This window comes from Agarivorans sp. B2Z047 (assembly GCF_023373605.1).
GTDB classification, from domain to species: Bacteria; Pseudomonadota; Gammaproteobacteria; order Enterobacterales; family Celerinatantimonadaceae; genus Agarivorans; species Agarivorans albus.
Window position 1 is genome coordinate 948882 of the sequence record NZ_CP088080.1, and the last position, 18120, is coordinate 967001.

The 18120-nt window shown below is 42.8% G+C and carries 10 protein-coding genes and 1 pseudogene; 6 read left to right on the forward strand and 5 right to left on the reverse strand.

Annotated elements, in window-relative coordinates:
* Positions 1-68: 68 nt before the first annotated feature.
* The 5 genes from LQZ07_RS04415 to LQZ07_RS04435 form a co-directional block, all read right to left on the reverse strand.
* The gene (locus tag LQZ07_RS04415; RefSeq protein ID WP_194164240.1) at positions 69-245 is read right to left on the reverse strand and encodes a hypothetical protein; all 177 of its coding nucleotides are present in this window, start codon (positions 243-245) and stop codon (positions 69-71) included.
* Positions 246-713: 468 nt separating this feature from the next.
* Complete coding sequence (locus LQZ07_RS04420; RefSeq protein WP_152786161.1) at positions 714-1718, reverse strand: substrate-binding domain-containing protein; 1005 nt, start codon at positions 1716-1718, stop codon at positions 714-716.
* Between the two features lie 269 nt (positions 1719-1987).
* Positions 1988-5089: a beta-galactosidase gene (locus LQZ07_RS04425; protein WP_152786159.1), complete on the reverse strand. Its 3102-nt coding sequence runs from the start codon at positions 5087-5089 to the stop codon at positions 1988-1990.
* Between the two features lie 110 nt (positions 5090-5199).
* Complete coding sequence (locus tag LQZ07_RS04430; protein WP_152786157.1) at positions 5200-6102, reverse strand: MalM family protein; 903 nt, start codon at positions 6100-6102, stop codon at positions 5200-5202.
* Between the two features lie 107 nt (positions 6103-6209).
* Positions 6210-7454: a carbohydrate porin gene (locus tag LQZ07_RS04435; protein ID WP_152786155.1), complete on the reverse strand. Its 1245-nt coding sequence runs from the start codon at positions 7452-7454 to the stop codon at positions 6210-6212.
* A 760-nt stretch (positions 7455-8214) separates the two neighbouring features.
* Between LQZ07_RS04435 and LQZ07_RS04440 the strand changes: the two genes are divergently transcribed.
* The 6 genes and pseudogenes from LQZ07_RS04440 to LQZ07_RS04460 all read left to right on the forward strand — a co-directional run bounded on the left by LQZ07_RS04440 (position 8215) and on the right by LQZ07_RS04460 (position 18018).
* Complete coding sequence (locus LQZ07_RS04440) at positions 8215-10332, forward strand: alpha-galactosidase (RefSeq protein ID WP_152786153.1); 2118 nt, start codon at positions 8215-8217, stop codon at positions 10330-10332.
* 461 nt (positions 10333-10793) lie between these two features.
* Complete coding sequence (gene melB, locus LQZ07_RS04445) at positions 10794-12155, forward strand: melibiose:sodium transporter MelB (protein ID WP_152786151.1); 1362 nt, start codon at positions 10794-10796, stop codon at positions 12153-12155.
* A gap of 1713 nt (positions 12156-13868) precedes the next feature.
* Positions 13869-13997 carry a hypothetical protein gene (locus LQZ07_RS24540; RefSeq protein ID WP_255484297.1) on the forward strand — a complete coding sequence of 43 codons (129 nt, stop codon included), beginning with the start codon at positions 13869-13871 and terminating at the stop codon, positions 13995-13997.
* A gap of 1070 nt (positions 13998-15067) precedes the next feature.
* Entirely contained in the window at positions 15068-15994 is a 927-nt protein-coding gene (locus LQZ07_RS04450) for a tripartite tricarboxylate transporter substrate binding protein (protein ID WP_152786149.1), read from the forward strand.
* Between the two features lie 78 nt (positions 15995-16072).
* A complete protein-coding gene (locus LQZ07_RS04455; RefSeq protein ID WP_152786147.1) occupies positions 16073-16534 on the forward strand; it encodes a tripartite tricarboxylate transporter TctB family protein in 462 nt (153 codons plus the stop codon).
* A 12-nt stretch (positions 16535-16546) separates the two neighbouring features.
* Positions 16547-18018, forward strand: a pseudogene (locus LQZ07_RS04460) (tripartite tricarboxylate transporter permease).
* Positions 18019-18120: the final 102 nt, after the last annotated feature.

Below are 18120 nucleotides of genomic sequence, written 5' to 3' on the forward strand. Positions count from 1 at the left end.
TGTTTATAAACTATTCCATAACATCACTGTTCTGCTGCTGTAACGGTCATATAAATCTGGAAGCTCGTTTATGCATTTTTTCTTGATTTCATCACATATTCAGCAGGTGGAACAATCCCAGTTCCTAGTCGCTTTATTGCGGTTTTGGCGCTATGAAGCCCAATATCAAAGCTCATCGCCTTTAACTCATTATGCGCTCTTACTTTGTTATAGGTCGCGTTCATATCAGTATGGATTTGCTTCATTACCGCATTTAGCCTGACCTTTTCAGAGCTACTGGCTTTATTTGTGTGGCAATAAAATGAACTGACAGCCACAGATATATTTGTTGAACTTGGTTACCTGTCTTTTTCAACTTAGCTGAAACCTGCTGACTTGCCGATTTCGATAGCGAAAAAGGCCGACGTTTTTTAATAGGACATAGTGACTTTTTAGCTCTTGAATCCCTATTGTTTTTCTCTGGTGTTTAGGCGTTAGCCCAGATTGTTCCTTCTTGTACTGGCTAACCCTGCATTGAATTTAGGATAAACCCACTCCCATCGAAGCGGCGGCATCTTTGTATTTATAGTCATGTACAATGACTAGCTCTGCACACACTCGTCAAACTCGGTGGTTAATGTTTTCTTTGGCATGTTGACCTCGTTAATTAATGCAATTTTACCTCTAACAAAGTCTCCAGTTAAATCATACTGTTACAGTTAGCTAAGTCATTCTCAATTCATGTTTCGAACAGAGGACCTGCGCACTAATATTGGCATAAACTGTTTATGTTGCGAGTTTTCTTTTTGTTGAGCACTTACGAGTCGAAGTGACAGCTTCACCGCTTGGTTTGCCATGACTTGAATCGGATAACGAATAGTCGTCAATCTAGGGTAGATGAAGCGAGCAATGTGGCCGTCATCAAAACCAATTACTGACATATCTTCTGGAATACGAACTCCATTCTCTTGTAATAACGCCAAGCTGCCTGCCGCCATGTAGTCGTTATACGTAGCAATGGCAGTAATATCTGTGTTTTTTGCCATTAAGTTTATCATGGCTTGTTCACCGCCGAGTTCGTCAGGTTCGCCATACTCAATGTATTCATCGTTCGACTCTATGCCGTACTCTTTGAGTGCGTCTAAATAGCCACTTAAGCGGTCATGAGCATCTTCAATATCGTGACTAGAACAAATGTAGCCAATATGTTTGTGACCATTTTTAATCAAGTACTCGGTCGCAATGTAGGAGCCTCGACGATTATCGAGAGCAATACAGCGGTTTTCGATATTGGGAACAATACGATTGATCAGCACCATTCCGGGCACCTCATTCGCCAGTTTGACTAACTCTTCATCGCTAATACCTTTGCTATGAACGACGAGTGATTCGCAGCGGCTGTTGATCAGCAGATTAATTGCATTCCGCTCTTTAGTGGCATCATGATATCCGTTGCCAATCAGTAACTGCTTTCCCTGCTCGCTTGCCACGGCATCAATGGCTTTAATCATCGAGCCAAAGAACGGAGCAGAAACATCATTAACCAATACACCAATCGCGTTTGAAGATTTACTCACCAATGCACGAGCGTTAGCATTTGGGCGATAGCCGAGTTTTTCCATCGCGGCTTTTACCGCCGCAATTGCGGTTTCACTTGTGTGAGGTGCATTGTTGATTACTCGAGAGGTGGTCGCGATTGATACGCCTGCTTCCTTTGCAACATCTTTAATGGTAGCCATTCCGCTCTCTTATTTTGAATATAACGCTGTGTGTTGATGGTTGGCCATTTAACAATGGATAGGTAGGCAATTCAAATGCTAAACATAAAATATGACGAGGTTTAATATTTTATTTTTAGTTGGCTTATCGCTTGAAAATAAAAAGCCAAGCTCTAGTATCGATCTTGGCTTTTGAGTCACATTGGCGTGTAAACTAAAGTAATCACAGGTAGCCAAAAGTAATAAAGGAACCAAGCAGTTTCAGAGCGAGTAGCTTGGTTAAACTTTACCTATGACGAGCTTTTCAACTTTACCTGATAACTATACTGATTTTCGGTGAGTTGAAACTCTTGGTGAACACTTGGGCTCCAAGAATCATCACCACCAACCCCCATATGTTGGTGATCAACACGTACATAGATTTTTTCTTCACGAGTCAGGTCATTGGTATGTTTAGCATCAGTTAATTGTTGCTGGCTGTACTGACTAACACTGAATAAAAAATCCCCTTCTATACCTATACTTCCAATATTCAAGCTTTTGGTTCCGCAACGTAAACCGTTATCGGTTGGGAATATATAAGGTGTATGCATCTGATCCAGTGTTTGTTTGTGTAAACCAAATCGAGCAGCGGCCAAGCGGTCGGGATAGTTTTCAAATGGGCCTAAACCTTGCCATGAAATCAGAGTTCCATTGGTTGTTTCGATTGGTAAAGGTAGCTCCATTTCAAGACCAAGGCGCGGTATAGGTGGTAAGTGGTCTGCTAGGGTGACATCAACCTCAATATTCATTTCACCTAGATTATTTAAGGTGTATTGCCATTTTGTAATCGCTTGGATTTCACTATTAAATTGGTAGGCGAATGTTGACGTCACTTGTACTGAGTCGGTAAGTGCTTGCACTACACAGCTTGAGCATTGACGTTCCCATTGCCCAATGCCTGCGAGTTCCCAACAACAAGCCCATGCATTTGGATCGATGTTGTCTATCTCGCTGATACCAATATCGTTATCAAGTGGCGCACGATAGAAGTTATCGACAGGAGCCTTAATAATTTTCGGTTGCCCATCAACGATCCAGTTGGTTAACAGTCCACTATGTGTATCCCATTGCCATTGATGTGTTTTATCTAGGCTAGACACGACGACTTGATCATCTTGTTGCTTTAACTGAGGAGCCAAAGCATTACGAGTGCTAGGTAGTTGCAAGCCAGCGCTATTACGTAAGGCAACTTGTTCCGTTGCACAAACATGCCCAGCTTCCACCCACTTGGTTGAGTGAATCAGACTTATATCGGTGTTGAGATGGTATTCAGCGTGTGGTTTTGGCGCGAATGTTAAGTCAATAACTAGATCTTGTTTACTATTTGCAGCAACGAATAAGACTTGTTGTCCTGATTGAATCTCTATGCCATTTTCGAGCAATTGCCAGTGTAGGGTTTCATTGTCAGTTGCGCGAAACAGGTTTTCATTGGTTACTGTCAGGCGACATTGATCTTCAGTTTGCTCTGCTAACGTAACATTGATCATTCTCTGGCAGTATTTCGCCTCATACAAGGTCGGATGAACGCTGCGATCTGGGAAAACCAAACCGTTGATGCAAAATTGACGGTCATTAATTATGTCGCCACAATCTCCACCGTACGCCCAGAAGTGTTCACCATTTTCATCCCACTGACTTAATCCTTGATCAACCCAATCCCAGATGAAACCACCTTGTAGGCGTGGGTATTCTCTGAATGCATCCCAGTAATCATTGAAGCTACCTAAACTGTTGCCCATTGCGTGTGCGTATTCACACAGAATAAGTGGGCGTTGCTCGTTGGGTAGAGAAACCCATTTTTTGATAGACCATTTTGGAACAGTATCGTCTTCAATAGTGCTGTTAACACGTGCGTACATTGGCGTAATTATGTCGGTTGCAGTGGTATTTGCCCCACCACCTTCATATTGCACAGGGCGAGAAGGGTCGTACTGTTTCGACCAAGCATGCATCGCATTGTGGCTGCTGCCATAACCCGACTCGTTACCTAAAGACCAGATGATGATTGAAGGGTGATTCTTATCACGCATGATCATTTGCGTGTATCGGCTCATGTAAGCGTGCGCCCATTGAGGGTCTGCTGACAAGCGATTCATAGGTTGCATACCATGAGTCTCGATGTTTGCTTCATCACACACGTATAAACCATATTCATCGCATAGTTCGTACCATCGTGGATGATTAGGGTAGTGAGCCGTACGCACAGCATTGAAGTTGTATTGCTTCATTAAGCAGATATCACGGATCATGTTTTCTTCTGTCATCACGTGCCCCAGCTCTGGGTGGTGTTCATGGCGGTTCACACCTCGAATCAACAGCGGCTTGCCGTTTAGCTTTAGCTGACCATCGGTCACTTCGACTTTACGGAAACCAACTTGATAAGCTTCACTCTCTAGGTGGTTGCCTTGCTCATCAAGCAATGACACGACAATTCGGTAAAGGTTAGGAACTTCCGCACTCCATTTCTTCGGCTCTCGTATATGAATAGTTTGGAATACCACATCATCGTATGTACCACGTTCGTCAATACGACGATTATGAGGGCGATCGATATGCGGCTCATTCAAGGCATTTTTACCGTCAAACAGTTGAACCTGAACTTGGTAGGTGTCTGGTGCACTAATTTTCGTAACAATCGACAGTGAACCGTCGCGATAGCATGCGTCTAGGTCTGGCGTGACGAACACATCTTCAATGCACTGTTTTGGTTTAGCTAGCAAAGTCACATCACGGAAAATACCACTTAGCCACCACATATCTTGGTCTTCTAAATAGCTACCATCACACCAACGTATCACCATGACAGAAAGCGTATTGTCGCCAACAGTTAGGTACTGAGTTAAGTCAAACTCGGCAGGTAAACGGCTATCTTGGCTATAACCAACCCAATTGCCATTACACCAAAGATGGAACGCGGAATTGACGCCATCAAAGATAATGCGCTGGGTGTTCTCTAAGTCATGTTTGGTTAACATAATTTGAGTCCGGTAACAACCGGTTGGATTTTCTGTTGGTACAAACGGCGGATTAACTTCAAATGGGTATTTTACGTTGGTATAGATCGGCTTGTCGTAACCTTGCATTTGCCAGTTAGATGGTACGTCAATATCATCCCATTGTGAGTCATTGAAACTTGTTTTGATAAACTCACCGCTTACTTGTTCAGGTGCATCAAAGTATTTAAACTTCCATTGCCCATTAAGAGATTTGCGTTGTGACTCAATGCCGCTTCGAGCGTTTTCAAGGCTACGGTAGCTTGATAATGGGCTGTGCGCATTAAGGCAGTGGATATTCACAGACTGTGGGTTTTCCCAATCGCGTCTTTGGATTATGTTTGAAAATGCCTTCATGATATTCCTACTCTTAAAGTGTTCAATATTAGTAATAAATCTGTTAAATCATCAGCTTTTGGGGCAGTTATAACGGTTATCAATTAGTCTGTATGTATTATTTTTTCCACTTATTTAGCCAGTTGTTTTAATAAATAATCTTTTGCTTCGGGTATGCCCTGTTCGGCCGCTTGATTCGCTACAAATACGGCTTGTTTGATGTCATCGCTTTTTAGGGCTTGGTCAATTTCCTTTTGAATATCCAGCCATTGCATCTTTTGAATGGTTTTATCTGTTGGTGTTAATAGTTGAGATACCTGCTTTGAATCTAAATTTTCGGGTTCATCGTTGGATAAAACACCAAGCTCAGCTAATAGAGTCAAAACCGCACTGTTTTTGGGCTTACTCGCCGTAACGTCAATGAAACCTACGCTGCTCAACGTGGCTGTTAGCGGTAGTTGCTTATAACCAATAATCTGCTGAGATTCTGAATACAGAGCTTCAGGGTGCATTCGGTTGATCGTACTGTTTAACGTAGTTTTATCGGTGCTAATGACAATAAATTCCGAATTATCTCGTTGAGGTTCGAGTGTGATTGAAGCTTCAATTCTTTCTAATCCTTGCATGGCTGCTGGATAGTAAGTGAAATTGTCAGAGGTGTATTGACTAAGCAGTCGCCACTGCTTGTCAAAGATATAGATAGATGGAGCAAAAAGCGCATCGTCTTTAATGTATGAGCGAATTAATAATGATAGCGACTTTGTCGTGCCACTGATTTGATACGCGATGGTCGGAAAGCGTTGGTTATCGGTTTCTGTGTTTTCATTTAACAATGAAGAGGAAATGGTCGGTAAATAACCATCCATAATCACTTGTTGGTTGAATCGAATAGACAATTGCGTAATTGGAAGCGCACTTAGCTGAGAACAGCATGCACTGCTACTGAAATCTGTATTGAGTTCCTTTTCAGGTATTCCGCTACATGCGCTAACGGTGAATGCAGCGACAATGGACACCAATGATTTTAACTTCATCTGATTGCTACCTTAGTAAAGAGGAAAGCATCGCTTTTCCCCGTTAAATTACTATTCTAGTTTAGAGCGTCAATTCGTTAATTGAATAGACGCTCGGGTGTTGTTGTTTACCACCAAGTTTCTACGTTAAAACCAAAAGTAATCTCGTCAATGGCCTCGGCATTAATGCTCGTTGCCGTTCCATAAACCTTGTTACCACGATCCCATTCGTTATTTGATTCAGAGTAAGTTGCAAATATACGAATAGATGGGCGAGCCCATATACCTTTGCCGGCTTGGAACATTTGAGCAACGGTTACTTTGTACATGTCATTTGTACCTGAGCCATTCTGTGCTTCTACTGTTTCGTAACCCACTTCTAATGCTGTCGACATATAATCTGTCCAAGCATATTGAGGACGTGCTCCTACACTAAACCATTTCTCACCATCATTGTTATCTAGGTTTTTATCTTGATAAGCGATGGAGTACATGACTTGAAGATTTTCACTGATATTTAAGTCTCCGTGGTTAAATAGACGCCAGCTGTAGCCATCATGTTCAACGCCGGTACTATACTTTTTGTTTGAACCACCTTCAGCACTCATTAGCCCGCCAGCTAAGGCATCAGTACCATATTGGAAGGTCAAGGTGTTTGAACCATAATTCCAAGCTTGACGGTAAAGAGCAGAGAGCATTACACCAGAAGTAGTAATGTTTTTATCGTCGTAGCTAGAGTTTTGCGTAGTCACGTAATTAAAACCAAGAGTTAGATCTGATGTGTCACTAAATTCAATACCGCTTAAGCGAGCATCAATGTGATGAAGGCTACGTCCATCGTCACTTGAAGAATTTGGTGCCATCCAGGCCAAATGTGCGTCAGCGAACCCTAGATCCCAATCTTCAATACCTAAACCCGTACTGGATGTATCCCAGTACTTCACGTCAATCATGTGGACTTCATGGCGGCGGTAGAAACGTTCGCCAGCCCAGACTTTCGCGTTAGGCTGTCCGTTGATAAGGCCGTGACCTGCTGACCAAAGTTGGATGGTACTGACATCCCCCCAATTATCACCACTACCTAGGTAGATCGTAGTATCAAAATAAGCGTCATTGTTGCGCCATACATCCGCTTTAACACCGGCTTCCCACCAGTTCAATTCATTACCTAAACGGTAGTTACCGTAACCTTGCCCTGCTCGTATAACGTCGTTTCGCTCACCTTTTCCGTCATTATGTTGGTCATTATCGGTGTAGATGTTGCCCCATTTCGCATAACCAAAATATGTAACGTTTTCCACTGCAGCGAAGCTCATTAATGGGGGGAGGGCCAGAGTGAATCCTAATGCTTTAATTAGCATTTTTTGTTTCATGAAATGTCTCCATTATTTTCTATTTTGTGGATATTTTTGTTTGAGTCCTAACTCAAGTGAGAGTGTAAGTGAATCGTGGAAACGTTTTCATGTGGGGTTGGCATTTTTGTGCTATTGATTGGTTTGTGATTATTTTAGTGTGACTTTGATCTGATAATTAAGCTAATAGCGGCTGCTTTATAGAAATTCCTATGATTTAAATGGAATCATTTTCCATTTAAAGGCTGTTAAGAGGAAGCTGAGCGTGCATTAGATCTGAAGTGCGTAGCGTTTAAACGTAAGTATTGAGTTTTGCAGAGCTGGGTTTGGGGTTATTACTTAGGTGAAAAGTAGCCCGGTCAATGATAACTGGGCATATGAGACAAGGAAGGAAGTATCAAACTCAATACCGCCAAGCTGGAATGTAAAAGTTAGGACCCAGAGAGACGCTTCATAGTTGTACTCTAAAGTTTAAGAATACGAGTGTGGTCTGGTGAATTCAAGAAGAAATATGTTTGAGCCCATTTGTAGATCATCTTGCCAGTCTAATAGTTTGAATTTTAATGGTTTATTTAACATGGGGTATCTCCGTTATCTGGGGGCGGATTACTTGTACTGAGATGGAGGTGGGCGTAAATTTTTGAATTAAGATATGTTATTTGAATCTATTAATCTCAAATATATATATTGGAAACGTTTTCACGCCTTTGGGTTTGATCACAGAAACTCTCAGCTCAATAGTTATGATACGGGGTAATTAAGAGCGTTAAGGTTAAATAAAATGACGAATAAATCCCTAATAGAAATTACGGGTAAAAACTCGCAACTGATAGTTGAACTTGGCGATTTTGCCGAAATTCTGCATTGGGGAGTTCCCGTTCGTGGTGATCTAGCAAGTTTTCGTATTTCTCTTCAAAGACCTGTTCCTTACGGTCGCCTTGATAATGATGTCGCTATGTCACTGAGCCCTGAGCTTGGGCGCGGTGTTTTCAGCAGTCCAGCATTAGAAGGACACCGAGGAGGATTGGATTGGGCGCCTGTTTTCTCTATTACTGATATTCAACAAACACCATCTAGCTTACTCATTGAGAGTGAGGATTTACGTGCAGGCTTACGTTTAACAACCGAGTTATCCCTTGATAAACATGACGTTGTTAAATCTCGCCACACCTTAACCAATGTCAAAGTTGGCCTTTATCAGGTGAATCGCCTCGCTAATACTTTACCATTACCAGCAAGAGCTAGTGAGTTGATGACGTACTATGGCCGCTGGGTACATGAGTTCCAAACGGTGCGTCAACCCTTACAACAAGGGGGGTACCAACAAGAAAACCGTCGTGGACGAACGTCTCATGAACATTATCCTGCGATGGTTGTTGGTACGACTAACTTTAATGAAATTACGGGTGATGTGTGGGGGATTCACTTTGCTTGGAGTGGTAACCACAGATTACGCGCTGATGTAAAAGCAGACGGTCGTCGTTACGTGCAAGCGGAAGTTATTTATCTACCGGGCGAGCTTGCATTGGATGAAGGGGAAAGCTTAACGACACCTTGGTTATATGCAAGTTTCAGCTCGGAAGGCCTGAATGAAATGAGCCACCAATTCCACGCTCATGTGCGCCACTCCATCTTGCCGGAATCTTTCGCACAAAATCCTCGACCTATTCACCTTAATACATGGGAAGGCATCTATTTTGATCATGATCCTGATTATATTATGTCGATGGCTAGCCAAGCTGCGGATATGGGAGTAGAGCGCTTTATCATTGACGATGGGTGGTTCAAAGGGCGCTGTGGAGATAAGACTGCGCTGGGGGATTGGTTCTTTGATGAAAAAAAATACCCTAATGGTTTAGAGCCGATTGTTGAACACGTTAATCAGTTGGGGATGGAATTTGGGTTGTGGTTTGAACCTGAGATGATCAACAAGGATTCAGACTTATATCGAGCACATCCTGACTGGCTACTTGCGGTAGAAGGCTATGACCAACCTACTGGCCGCAACCAATACGTTATCGATCTTCAGAATCAACAGGCATTTAATTTTCTGTTTGAGCGCCTTGACCACTTCTTGAGTAAGTACAATATTGCTTACATTAAGTGGGATATGAACCGAGAAGTTGTACAACCCGCACACTTCGGCAGGGCAGCGGCCCATCAACAAACCGCTCGTTACTATGAGTTGGTCGATAAAATCCGAGAAAAGCATCCTATGGTTGATATTGAATCTTGTGCGGCTGGTGGCGGGCGTATAGATTTTGAGGTTCTTAAGCGTACGCAACGTTTTTGGACTTCTGATAATAATGATGCTTTGGAAAGGCAAACTATCCAACGTGGGATGAGTTACTTCTTCCCTCCTGAGGTAATGGGTAGCCATATTGGTGCGAGCCGCTGCCACAGCACTCGTCGCCGTCATAGTATAGAGTTTCGTGGCCTAACAGCACTGTTTGGTCACATGGGTATTGAATTAGACCCTGTGAAAGAAGTCCAAGAAGAGAAACAGGGCTTTGAACACTACATTAAGTTACATAAGATACTGCGTCCGTTACTGCATAGCGGGAGAACTTGGCGAGTTCCAACGGATGATAGTGCTCATCAAATTCATGCAGTAGTTTCCGAAGATGTGTCAGAGGCAGTTGTGATGATTGCACAACTGACGATGCCAACAAATTCGTTGAGTGGTCATTTACGCATACCAGGGTTAGATCCACAAAGTCTATACAAAGTCTCTGTGATTGATAAGCCTTCAAATTACGATGATATTGTGAATTATCAACCTCCATGGACAGAATCTGGCTGTGAAATATCAGGTGCTTGGTGTGCCGAGGTAGGGCTGACTATGCCGATACTCGACACAGAAACTGCGATGCTGATTAAGTTTGAACGTATCGAGTAAGTTTTAGCTTCAACTTTATAATTGACGAACCGCGTAGGTTAAATTACGCGTTTTTTAAATTGCCATAACTATCTAATAGATTTAGTACGCCCTTATAGCGTGGGAGAGGTGTAGGTAATACAACACTTGATACCCCCAATTTAGCTGCTCTCATCTATCACTTCACGCTATAACAGTTTTGACCTCTTTAATTACCGGTATGTTCTATTAATTCGAGTATCTTATTGTTCGATCTCTCAATTTTAGATATTGGCGTGGAAACGTTTCCATCAAGTGGTTCTTGATCACAGTATCTGTTCGCTAGAATGGTTACATTAGCATCGGAGTTGATACTTAAGTGTTTTAAGAAGCGACCACAGAGTGGCTCTAAAACAGAACTTGAGTGGATAAATTATTACAAACAAAGGGTAAGCGTTTCAACGTCTGTTAGGAGATGTAGTTACGCACCTGAAGGAAATACTATGTCTGTTCAAATTACTCTACAAACCAAATTATCATATGGACTCGGGGCTTTAGGTAAAGACTTCGCATGTGCTCCAATCTACATTTTCTTAATGTTTTACTTCACCGATGTTGCTGGGTTGTCAGCCGCATTTGTGGGTACTATCTTTTTGGCCGCGCGCATCGTCGATGCGGTTTCCGACCCAATGATGGGTGTAATTGTTGATAACACGCGCTCTAAATTTGGTAAATTCCGTCCTTGGATCGTGATTGGTACCCTGTTAAATGCTGTAGTGCTTGTTGGTCTATTTAGTACGCATATGTTTGAAGGCACTACGTTATACATTTATGCAGCTGCTGCCTATATCTTGTGGGGGCTAACGTATACGATTATGGATATTCCATACTGGTCTATGATTCCTGCCTTATCTAGCTCTCGTCAAGAACGTGAAAAACTTGTTGTTTGGCCACGATTGTTTGCTAGCTTAGCTTGGTTTGTTACGGGTACTTACGGGTTGCACATTGTCGGTAAACTTGGTGATGATGACCAAGGACAAGGTTTTTTCAACGTTGCTATATTGATTGCTGTTCTGTTCGTGATGAGTGCATTCTTGATTGCTCGTAACGTAAAAGAAAAGTCTGCACCAGCAAATGCTAAACCAGCTGAACGTTTCAACTTTAAAGATGTACTGGTTATCATTGGTAAAAATGACCAATTAAAAGCACTTATTGGTACGGTATTGTCATTTCAAATCGCGAACTTGTTAGTTGGTGGTTTTGCTATTTACTACTTCTCTTATGCATTAGGCAACGCAGACTTGTTCCCCATTTATATGATGGTTGCAGGTGCCGCTGAAGTTGCGGGTGTATTTTTATTCCCTCGTATTGCTTCAGCGTTGCCTCGCAAACACCTGTGGGTTATCGCTTGTGGCTTCCCTGTATTATCTTGTATTACGCTGCTTATCATGGGCTTTACTATCCCCGGTAACCTGATTCTTATCGGCATTGCAGGTGCAGCAATCAAGTTTGGTGTGGGGATCGCGAATGCGTTGCAAACCGTTATGCTTGCAGATGTTGTAGATTACGGTGAGTACAAAACAGGCCGCCGTAGCGAGAGTGTAATCTTCTCTGTTCAAACTATGCTTGTTAAATTTGCAGGCGCAGCAGGTGGTTTCATTGTTGGTATCGGACTGTCAGTGGTGGGCTATGTGCCAAACGTTGAACAGTCTGACAGCACCATCATGGGTTTACAGTTCATGATGGTGGGGGTTCCTGCTATTCTAATGACTGTAAGCGCTTTTGTTTATAAGCGCTACTATCATCTGCATGAAGGCTTTAATAAGAAACAGAACGATATGAATGAGATTGTAGCAGGCGCATAGCCAAATAATATGTGATTACCTAGAATGTTAAAGTTACATCACTCGGTGTGGTCCCCTTAGACTTAGCCCTCGCAGAGCTAAGTATAAGGGGATTGTAACGGTTGTGGCTGAAGCAAATACCACCAACTTCTTTCCAGTTTCCAGCTCCTGTAATGATCCTAAAGAGGAAGTTTGTAACCAATTATCAACCAAGCTGTTGTTGCTGAATTACTCCTGAAAAAGCTGCAGGTACATTACTTAAGTAAACATAATACGCTTATGTCTTCACTAGCATTAAGTATTACGAGAGCTTATTGGTAACTTAACCTTCACCTAAAACACGTAGTATCTTTACGCCACATTAATGAGACTAATGCAAAAACGAAAAGGTAGCAAATAAACTAATTGAAGCGAAAGCTTTAGTCGATGATGTTGTGAAAAGGCCGATGGACAATAAGTGGTAGTAGAAGAAAGCTTAGATATTGTTACGTTAAACTCTGATCAATAGAGAACTATCGACGATTTATTTGATGATGCAAGGTGAAATACTCCAAGCATTGAGGGATTCTTCACCACACAATGATTATGAACCGGTATTTGTTGAGAACTTAGAGTTTGTTCAAAGGGGGACCGTGATGTGATTTTTTCTAAGCCTTGGTTATGGAACTTCGGAAATTGACGGGAAAACGATGAGCATGAACTTAGGTCCCCTAAATAAAAATAGAAGGGGAACGAAGATTAAATGCTTCGATTACTCGTACCACTACTGAAATTGTCGTATTTTCCAGTTTCGATTCATCAATGATTGATTTGAACCGCACATCTTCGACGGCAGTAGTACATTTAAACACTATCCGGAACTCGCAGAGTGAGGGCCTGCTTCTTTAACAGAGCAAACACTATCGAAGAAATCATTGAAACTAAGGACAACAATGTTGTTGAGTCTACAATCGGTAAAGCGACAGAGCTTCTTCAACACTCTGAAGCCAATAAGTACAACACTGGCTTGCTAAGCACATTATGCCTAGCGGGTACACAATTGGTAGCAGCCCCAGTAATCTTAATAAAAATTAGTTAAATTGAGCTCTAATCGTGACTATTTTACAAGAACAAAAAATAATGATGTTATCTCTATTCTAACTACTGACTCAACAGGTTTAGTGAATATGCGGTGATTAATTCAAGCCCTGAAGGATGCTTGCAAACATAGCTTCTATGGGTATTGGATAAGTAAAGGGGCCAAACCTTAGTTTTCCTCCACCTGCAGAGCAATTAAGTACCCTGCGCTATATTTATACAGATGGAGTTTTAAGATTTCGCGCTTGCAAACCTAACAACATAACTAGATATTCAAAGAAATTGAACTTCAGTAAGTGCTGCTCATTAACACCCCAAAAAAAAAGGACGATTATTAATTAAATCTGGGTATTACCCAAATATCTCGAGAGTCATAGAGGTGCTTACTTTTTTTGTTTGAAAGATGCTTTTAGGGCTCTTAGTAAAGATGAAGTTACCTATTTCAGAGAGTTGGAAGAACTTAAGTTAGATATTTATAGTGTGAGCTATAAATACCATTTCAAAGTCATCTACCTAGATATACGGCGGTGGGTGGTTTTGGCGGGAACTCAAGTTTAGCGTATCCGAACTGTAACGTGGGCTTTTGTGTTAGATGATTAGTCCCAATATGTTTTATCTGTGCAATGATGCACTAAATCTATTTATAAAGGAGTCTTTATGGCACTTAAGCCAGGTCCAAAGCCAATTGCAAAATCTACGGGGAAGCCTGATCAGCGTCGTCGAGACAACAAAAACACCCCAGGTAACACCCCTGATTTAAAGCCAAGCAAGTCTTCAAAGAAATAGTCGAGAGTGACTTTTAGCCACCTTTTGGTGGCTATTTTCTTTGGCCTATTTCAGGTTTATATGAATGAGTTTATTTTCAAAGAGGCTTACAGCTTTAGCTTTCTCGAATGCTAACACCAATGTGGTTTATTCAACCGGTTGTGGAATTATGTATGTACCTCCTTCCCTTAATATCGACACTATCAAAACGAGTTGGGACGCGTCAGTCTAAAGCATTACCTCTTGGCTTTTTGTCTTGGGTGACGCTCATAGTTATTAACCCACCCATAATGCATACCAACGGGAACCGCCAGAACCGATATATACACACCTATTTCTTAAGTCATCTAGCGCCTCAAATATAGCCCCGAAAGGCTTGGAGAATATGGGGTTGCTCGTAGTCATGTCGCTTTCTTTGTCGTCAGCCTCCAGCACAGCCCTACAGATAACCATCACGTCTGCATTGAAAGGTTAAACCTTGGGGAAAGGAATGGCTTCTGATACCCAAGCTCATCCCAATGAGTGCAACACTTTAACTGGGGTCTATGCATCTAATGTCGACCCTCCATAACTCTACAACCTTACCGGGACACAAAAGCTCAGTTCAACACTTTACCTGTATCAAGTTTGTATCTTCGCGTGCGCCATCCCATTTTAACAAGACAGCATGTGATCACCCTCTTCATATTTCCTTTGGAACGCTAGTCATCTAACTTTTTCACCATACAATAATATCAATACATCGAGAAGAACTCCCTATAGAAACACATGAGAATATCGCTTTAGAGCTCATTGAATTAACGCGACCTACAATTCCAAAGTATTTGACAAAGCGTGTCGCTAAGCCCCGCACATTGTGGTTATGGGCCCAAGCTTAAGGCCTTGGGAGGCAAGCTTTGAAGAAGCGATACTGGCAAAGGTGTCTATTGGCAGCACGGATAAATGGTCAGTGTGATTTGATGTCATTGCAAAAAAGCAATCTAGCTTCGCGAACCTGACACTAAGATTCGCTAGCTATAGAGCAACTAACCATCGCCAACAGACAAGGCGAAAACTAAACCAATATAGCAAAAATCATTAAGGTATTACTTATGAATAATGTGTTTAGAGCAATAGCGGTTACAGCAGGCTTGACATTGAGTCTAGCGGCTTTTGCAAGCGACTACCCCAGTAAAAACATTCGACTGATAGTCCCCTTCGGGGCTGGCGGTGGTACAGATGCAGTCGGGCGAGCACTGGCGAGTTCAGCTAAAGATGTGCTGGGCAAAAATATCACCATCGTCAATCGCTCGGGGGGGGCAGGTGCTGTAGGTATGAGCCTCGGCGCACAGCAACGTGCGGATGGCTACACTCTGACGGTAATTACGAGAGAAATAGCCTCGCTGCCTCAGATGGGGCTTATGCGGCACGATATGCACGACTTTAAACTAATACGTATGGTGAATCTCGACCCAGTGGTGGTATTGGTGTCCGCTGACAGCCCGTACAATAGCATTAATGACCTAGTGAAAGCGGCTCGAGAAAATGAGGGACGCATAAAGTTCGCGTCTACCGCAGCACCAAACTTTTACTTAATGGCGCTAGAAAAGCACCAGCGGGTTAAATTTAATGCCATTCCCTACAATGGCGCATCCGAAGCACTCCCTTCTGTTTTGGGCAAACATACGGAAGTCACCATAGTGACACCTGGAGAAGCTATTTCACAGTTGCGCTCAGGGCAGCTTAAAACGCTAGGAGTTATGTCAGAAGAACGCGTGAACTTTCTACCCGATGTACCAACCCTGCGCGAACAGGGTATCGATGTGGTAACAGGCACATGGCGCGGCATTGGTGCACCCAAAGACACACCAGAGGACGTCATTCGCAACCTAGGTAAAGCCTTTGATCAAGCAATGACTTCCCCAGACTTTATCTCTTTTATGGAGCAGGGAGCAATGACGATTCATAACCTAGATACAAAAGCTTTCACTCAGTTCGTAGAGCAGGATACCCAGACGTTAGGCGAGCTTATCAATTAGCCTTTTTCAGTCCAGCAAGTCTTCCTGTGATAAATGCTGGCCTAATCCCAAACTCTTATTAGAACTAAGGAGATAGAGATGGCGACACCTTCTAGGTACAATGTACTCCCCACCCTCATAATATTCCTCAGTGCTATATCACTCTGGCTAATATCCGGGTTTAACGCTCCCAGATACCAAGATGCGAGTGTTGATGCCAGCTTCTTCCCAACAATTGTTTCACTCGTGATGGTGTTGCTTTCATGCTTGATGCTTTATCACCATATCCGTAGCAATGGTAATCGACAAACAACATGCAGTGATGATCCACTAGTCCCCAGTGGTGCATTGCTAGGGATGTTATTTATCGCTTACTATGTCCTGCTTATTGCTGTGGTTGGATATCTACTCGCCTCTTTTGTGGCATTTAGTACCTATCTTTTGGCTCTCAAAGTCAAAAGGCTCAGTTACTACATCGCCGCTTGGTCATTTGTCACTATTATCTACTACCTGTTCGGTGAAGTTTTTGTTATTGCCTTACCCCAAACCATGTGGTCATAAGGATGCGTTGTTATGTTTGAATATCTTTTAAACGGTTTATTTAACGCTTTCAGCCTAGAGATCTTACCTGTGCTAATCTTTGGTGTGGTTGGCGGAATTGTGCTAGGTGCACTGCCAGGACTAACAGCTACCATGGGGGTGACCATACTGTTACCCTTTACCTTTGGTATGGAATCAACGTCGGCTTTGGTCATGCTTATCGGCGTATATATTGGAGGAATTTATGGCGGCTCAATTGCCGCAATACTTTTAAACACGCCAGGAACACCAGCATCAGCAGCAACCGTTCTAGTGGGCATACACTTGCCCAACGAGGAGAGGCGGGTCGTGCACTCAGTATCTCTGTAGTAGCATCTTTTACCGGCGGCATTATCAGTACCATTGTCCTCATTAGTATCGCACCTTTACTGGCTAACTTTGCACTTCGATTTAATGCGCCAGAATACTTTGCTCTGGCACTATTCGGTTTAACTGTTATTGCCAGTGTGTCGTCAAAAAGCTTACTTAAAGGACTTCTCGCAGGCGCTATAGGTCTACTCATATCAACCGTAGGTATGGATCCCATTTCCAGCGTGCCGCGGTTTACCTTTGGTGTATTGGAACTTTACAACGGCATTAATGTCATCCCAGTGTTGATTGGCTTATTCGCTATTGCTGAAGCGCTCAAACAGTTTGAACAACTTCATTCGGAGAAAGGAGTTGAAGGAACGAAAACAAGCAAAGCGCTCATGGATAAAGCTGACCTAAAAGCAATACTACCAACGGCAGTAAAGAGCGGCACCATGGGGACCGCCATTGGCTCTGTTCCTGGCGCGGGAGCAGATATTGCTGCTTTTATCTGTTACAACGAAGCGAAACGCTCCTCAAAAAAACCTGAAGACTTTGGCAAGGGATCCGTGAGAGGCTTAGCAGCGGCTGAAGCGGGGAACAATGGCGTGACAGGAGGTGCATTGGTACCTCTACTCACATTGGGTGTACCTGGCGATGCGGTTACAGCAGTGTTACTAGGAGCTCTGATTATTCAAGGCCTTACGCCAGGTCCATTGTTATTTAACCAAAGTCCTGAGCTCGTTTATGGCGTGTTTAGCGCAATGCTCCTTGCCAATGTAGTTATGCTTGGGGTGGGCTTATTCGGAATCCGATATTTCTGTCGGATAACCGAAGTACCCAAAATCCTGATGGTGCCTATGATCATCTTCCTCTCGGTAGTGGGGGGCTATGCCATCAATAACAGCCTGTTTGATGTTTGGGTAGCTATAACCTTTGGTTTGCTAGGCTATGTTTTAGGTAAGCTCGACGTTCCAAGTTCACCCATACTGCTCGCCATCATTCTGGGGCCAATGGCAGAAACAAATCTTCGTAAGGCCTTACTCATGTACGACGGCTCATGGTCATTTATTTATGAGCGACCTATAGCGTTAGTATTCATCGTATTAGCCGGAGTCTCTGTGTTCTCTGCAATCAAGAGAAGAAAGCGTAGCTAGTAGACTCGTAGTTTTAACTTCAACAGGCCCCAGCCGAATACTATGACAATACAAGACAGCTCCGCAATTTGACTAAAGTTCACCCAGAGAAAATCAATAACT

Excerpts from the sequence above, each read along its gene's own strand:
- LQZ07_RS04415 (WP_194164240.1), bottom strand. The coding sequence starts at position 245 with ATGAAGCAAATCCATACTGATATGAACGCGACCTATAACAAAGTAAGA.
- LQZ07_RS04420 (WP_152786161.1), bottom strand. The coding sequence starts at position 1,718 with ATGGCTACCATTAAAGATGTTGCAAAGGAAGCAGGCGTATCAATCGCG.
- LQZ07_RS04425 (WP_152786159.1), bottom strand. The coding sequence starts at position 5,089 with ATGAAGGCATTTTCAAACATAATCCAAAGACGCGATTGGGAAAACCCA.
- LQZ07_RS04430 (WP_152786157.1), bottom strand. The coding sequence starts at position 6,102 with ATGAAGTTAAAATCATTGGTGTCCATTGTCGCTGCATTCACCGTTAGC.
- LQZ07_RS04435 (WP_152786155.1), bottom strand. The coding sequence starts at position 7,454 with ATGAAACAAAAAATGCTAATTAAAGCATTAGGATTCACTCTGGCCCTC.
- LQZ07_RS04440 (WP_152786153.1), top strand. The coding sequence starts at position 8,215 with ATGACGAATAAATCCCTAATAGAAATTACGGGTAAAAACTCGCAACTG.
- melB (WP_152786151.1), top strand. The coding sequence starts at position 10,794 with ATGTCTGTTCAAATTACTCTACAAACCAAATTATCATATGGACTCGGG.
- LQZ07_RS24540 (WP_255484297.1), top strand. The coding sequence starts at position 13,869 with ATGGCACTTAAGCCAGGTCCAAAGCCAATTGCAAAATCTACGGGGAAG.
- LQZ07_RS04450 (WP_152786149.1), top strand. The coding sequence starts at position 15,068 with ATGAATAATGTGTTTAGAGCAATAGCGGTTACAGCAGGCTTGACATTG.
- LQZ07_RS04455 (WP_152786147.1), top strand. The coding sequence starts at position 16,073 with ATGGCGACACCTTCTAGGTACAATGTACTCCCCACCCTCATAATATTC.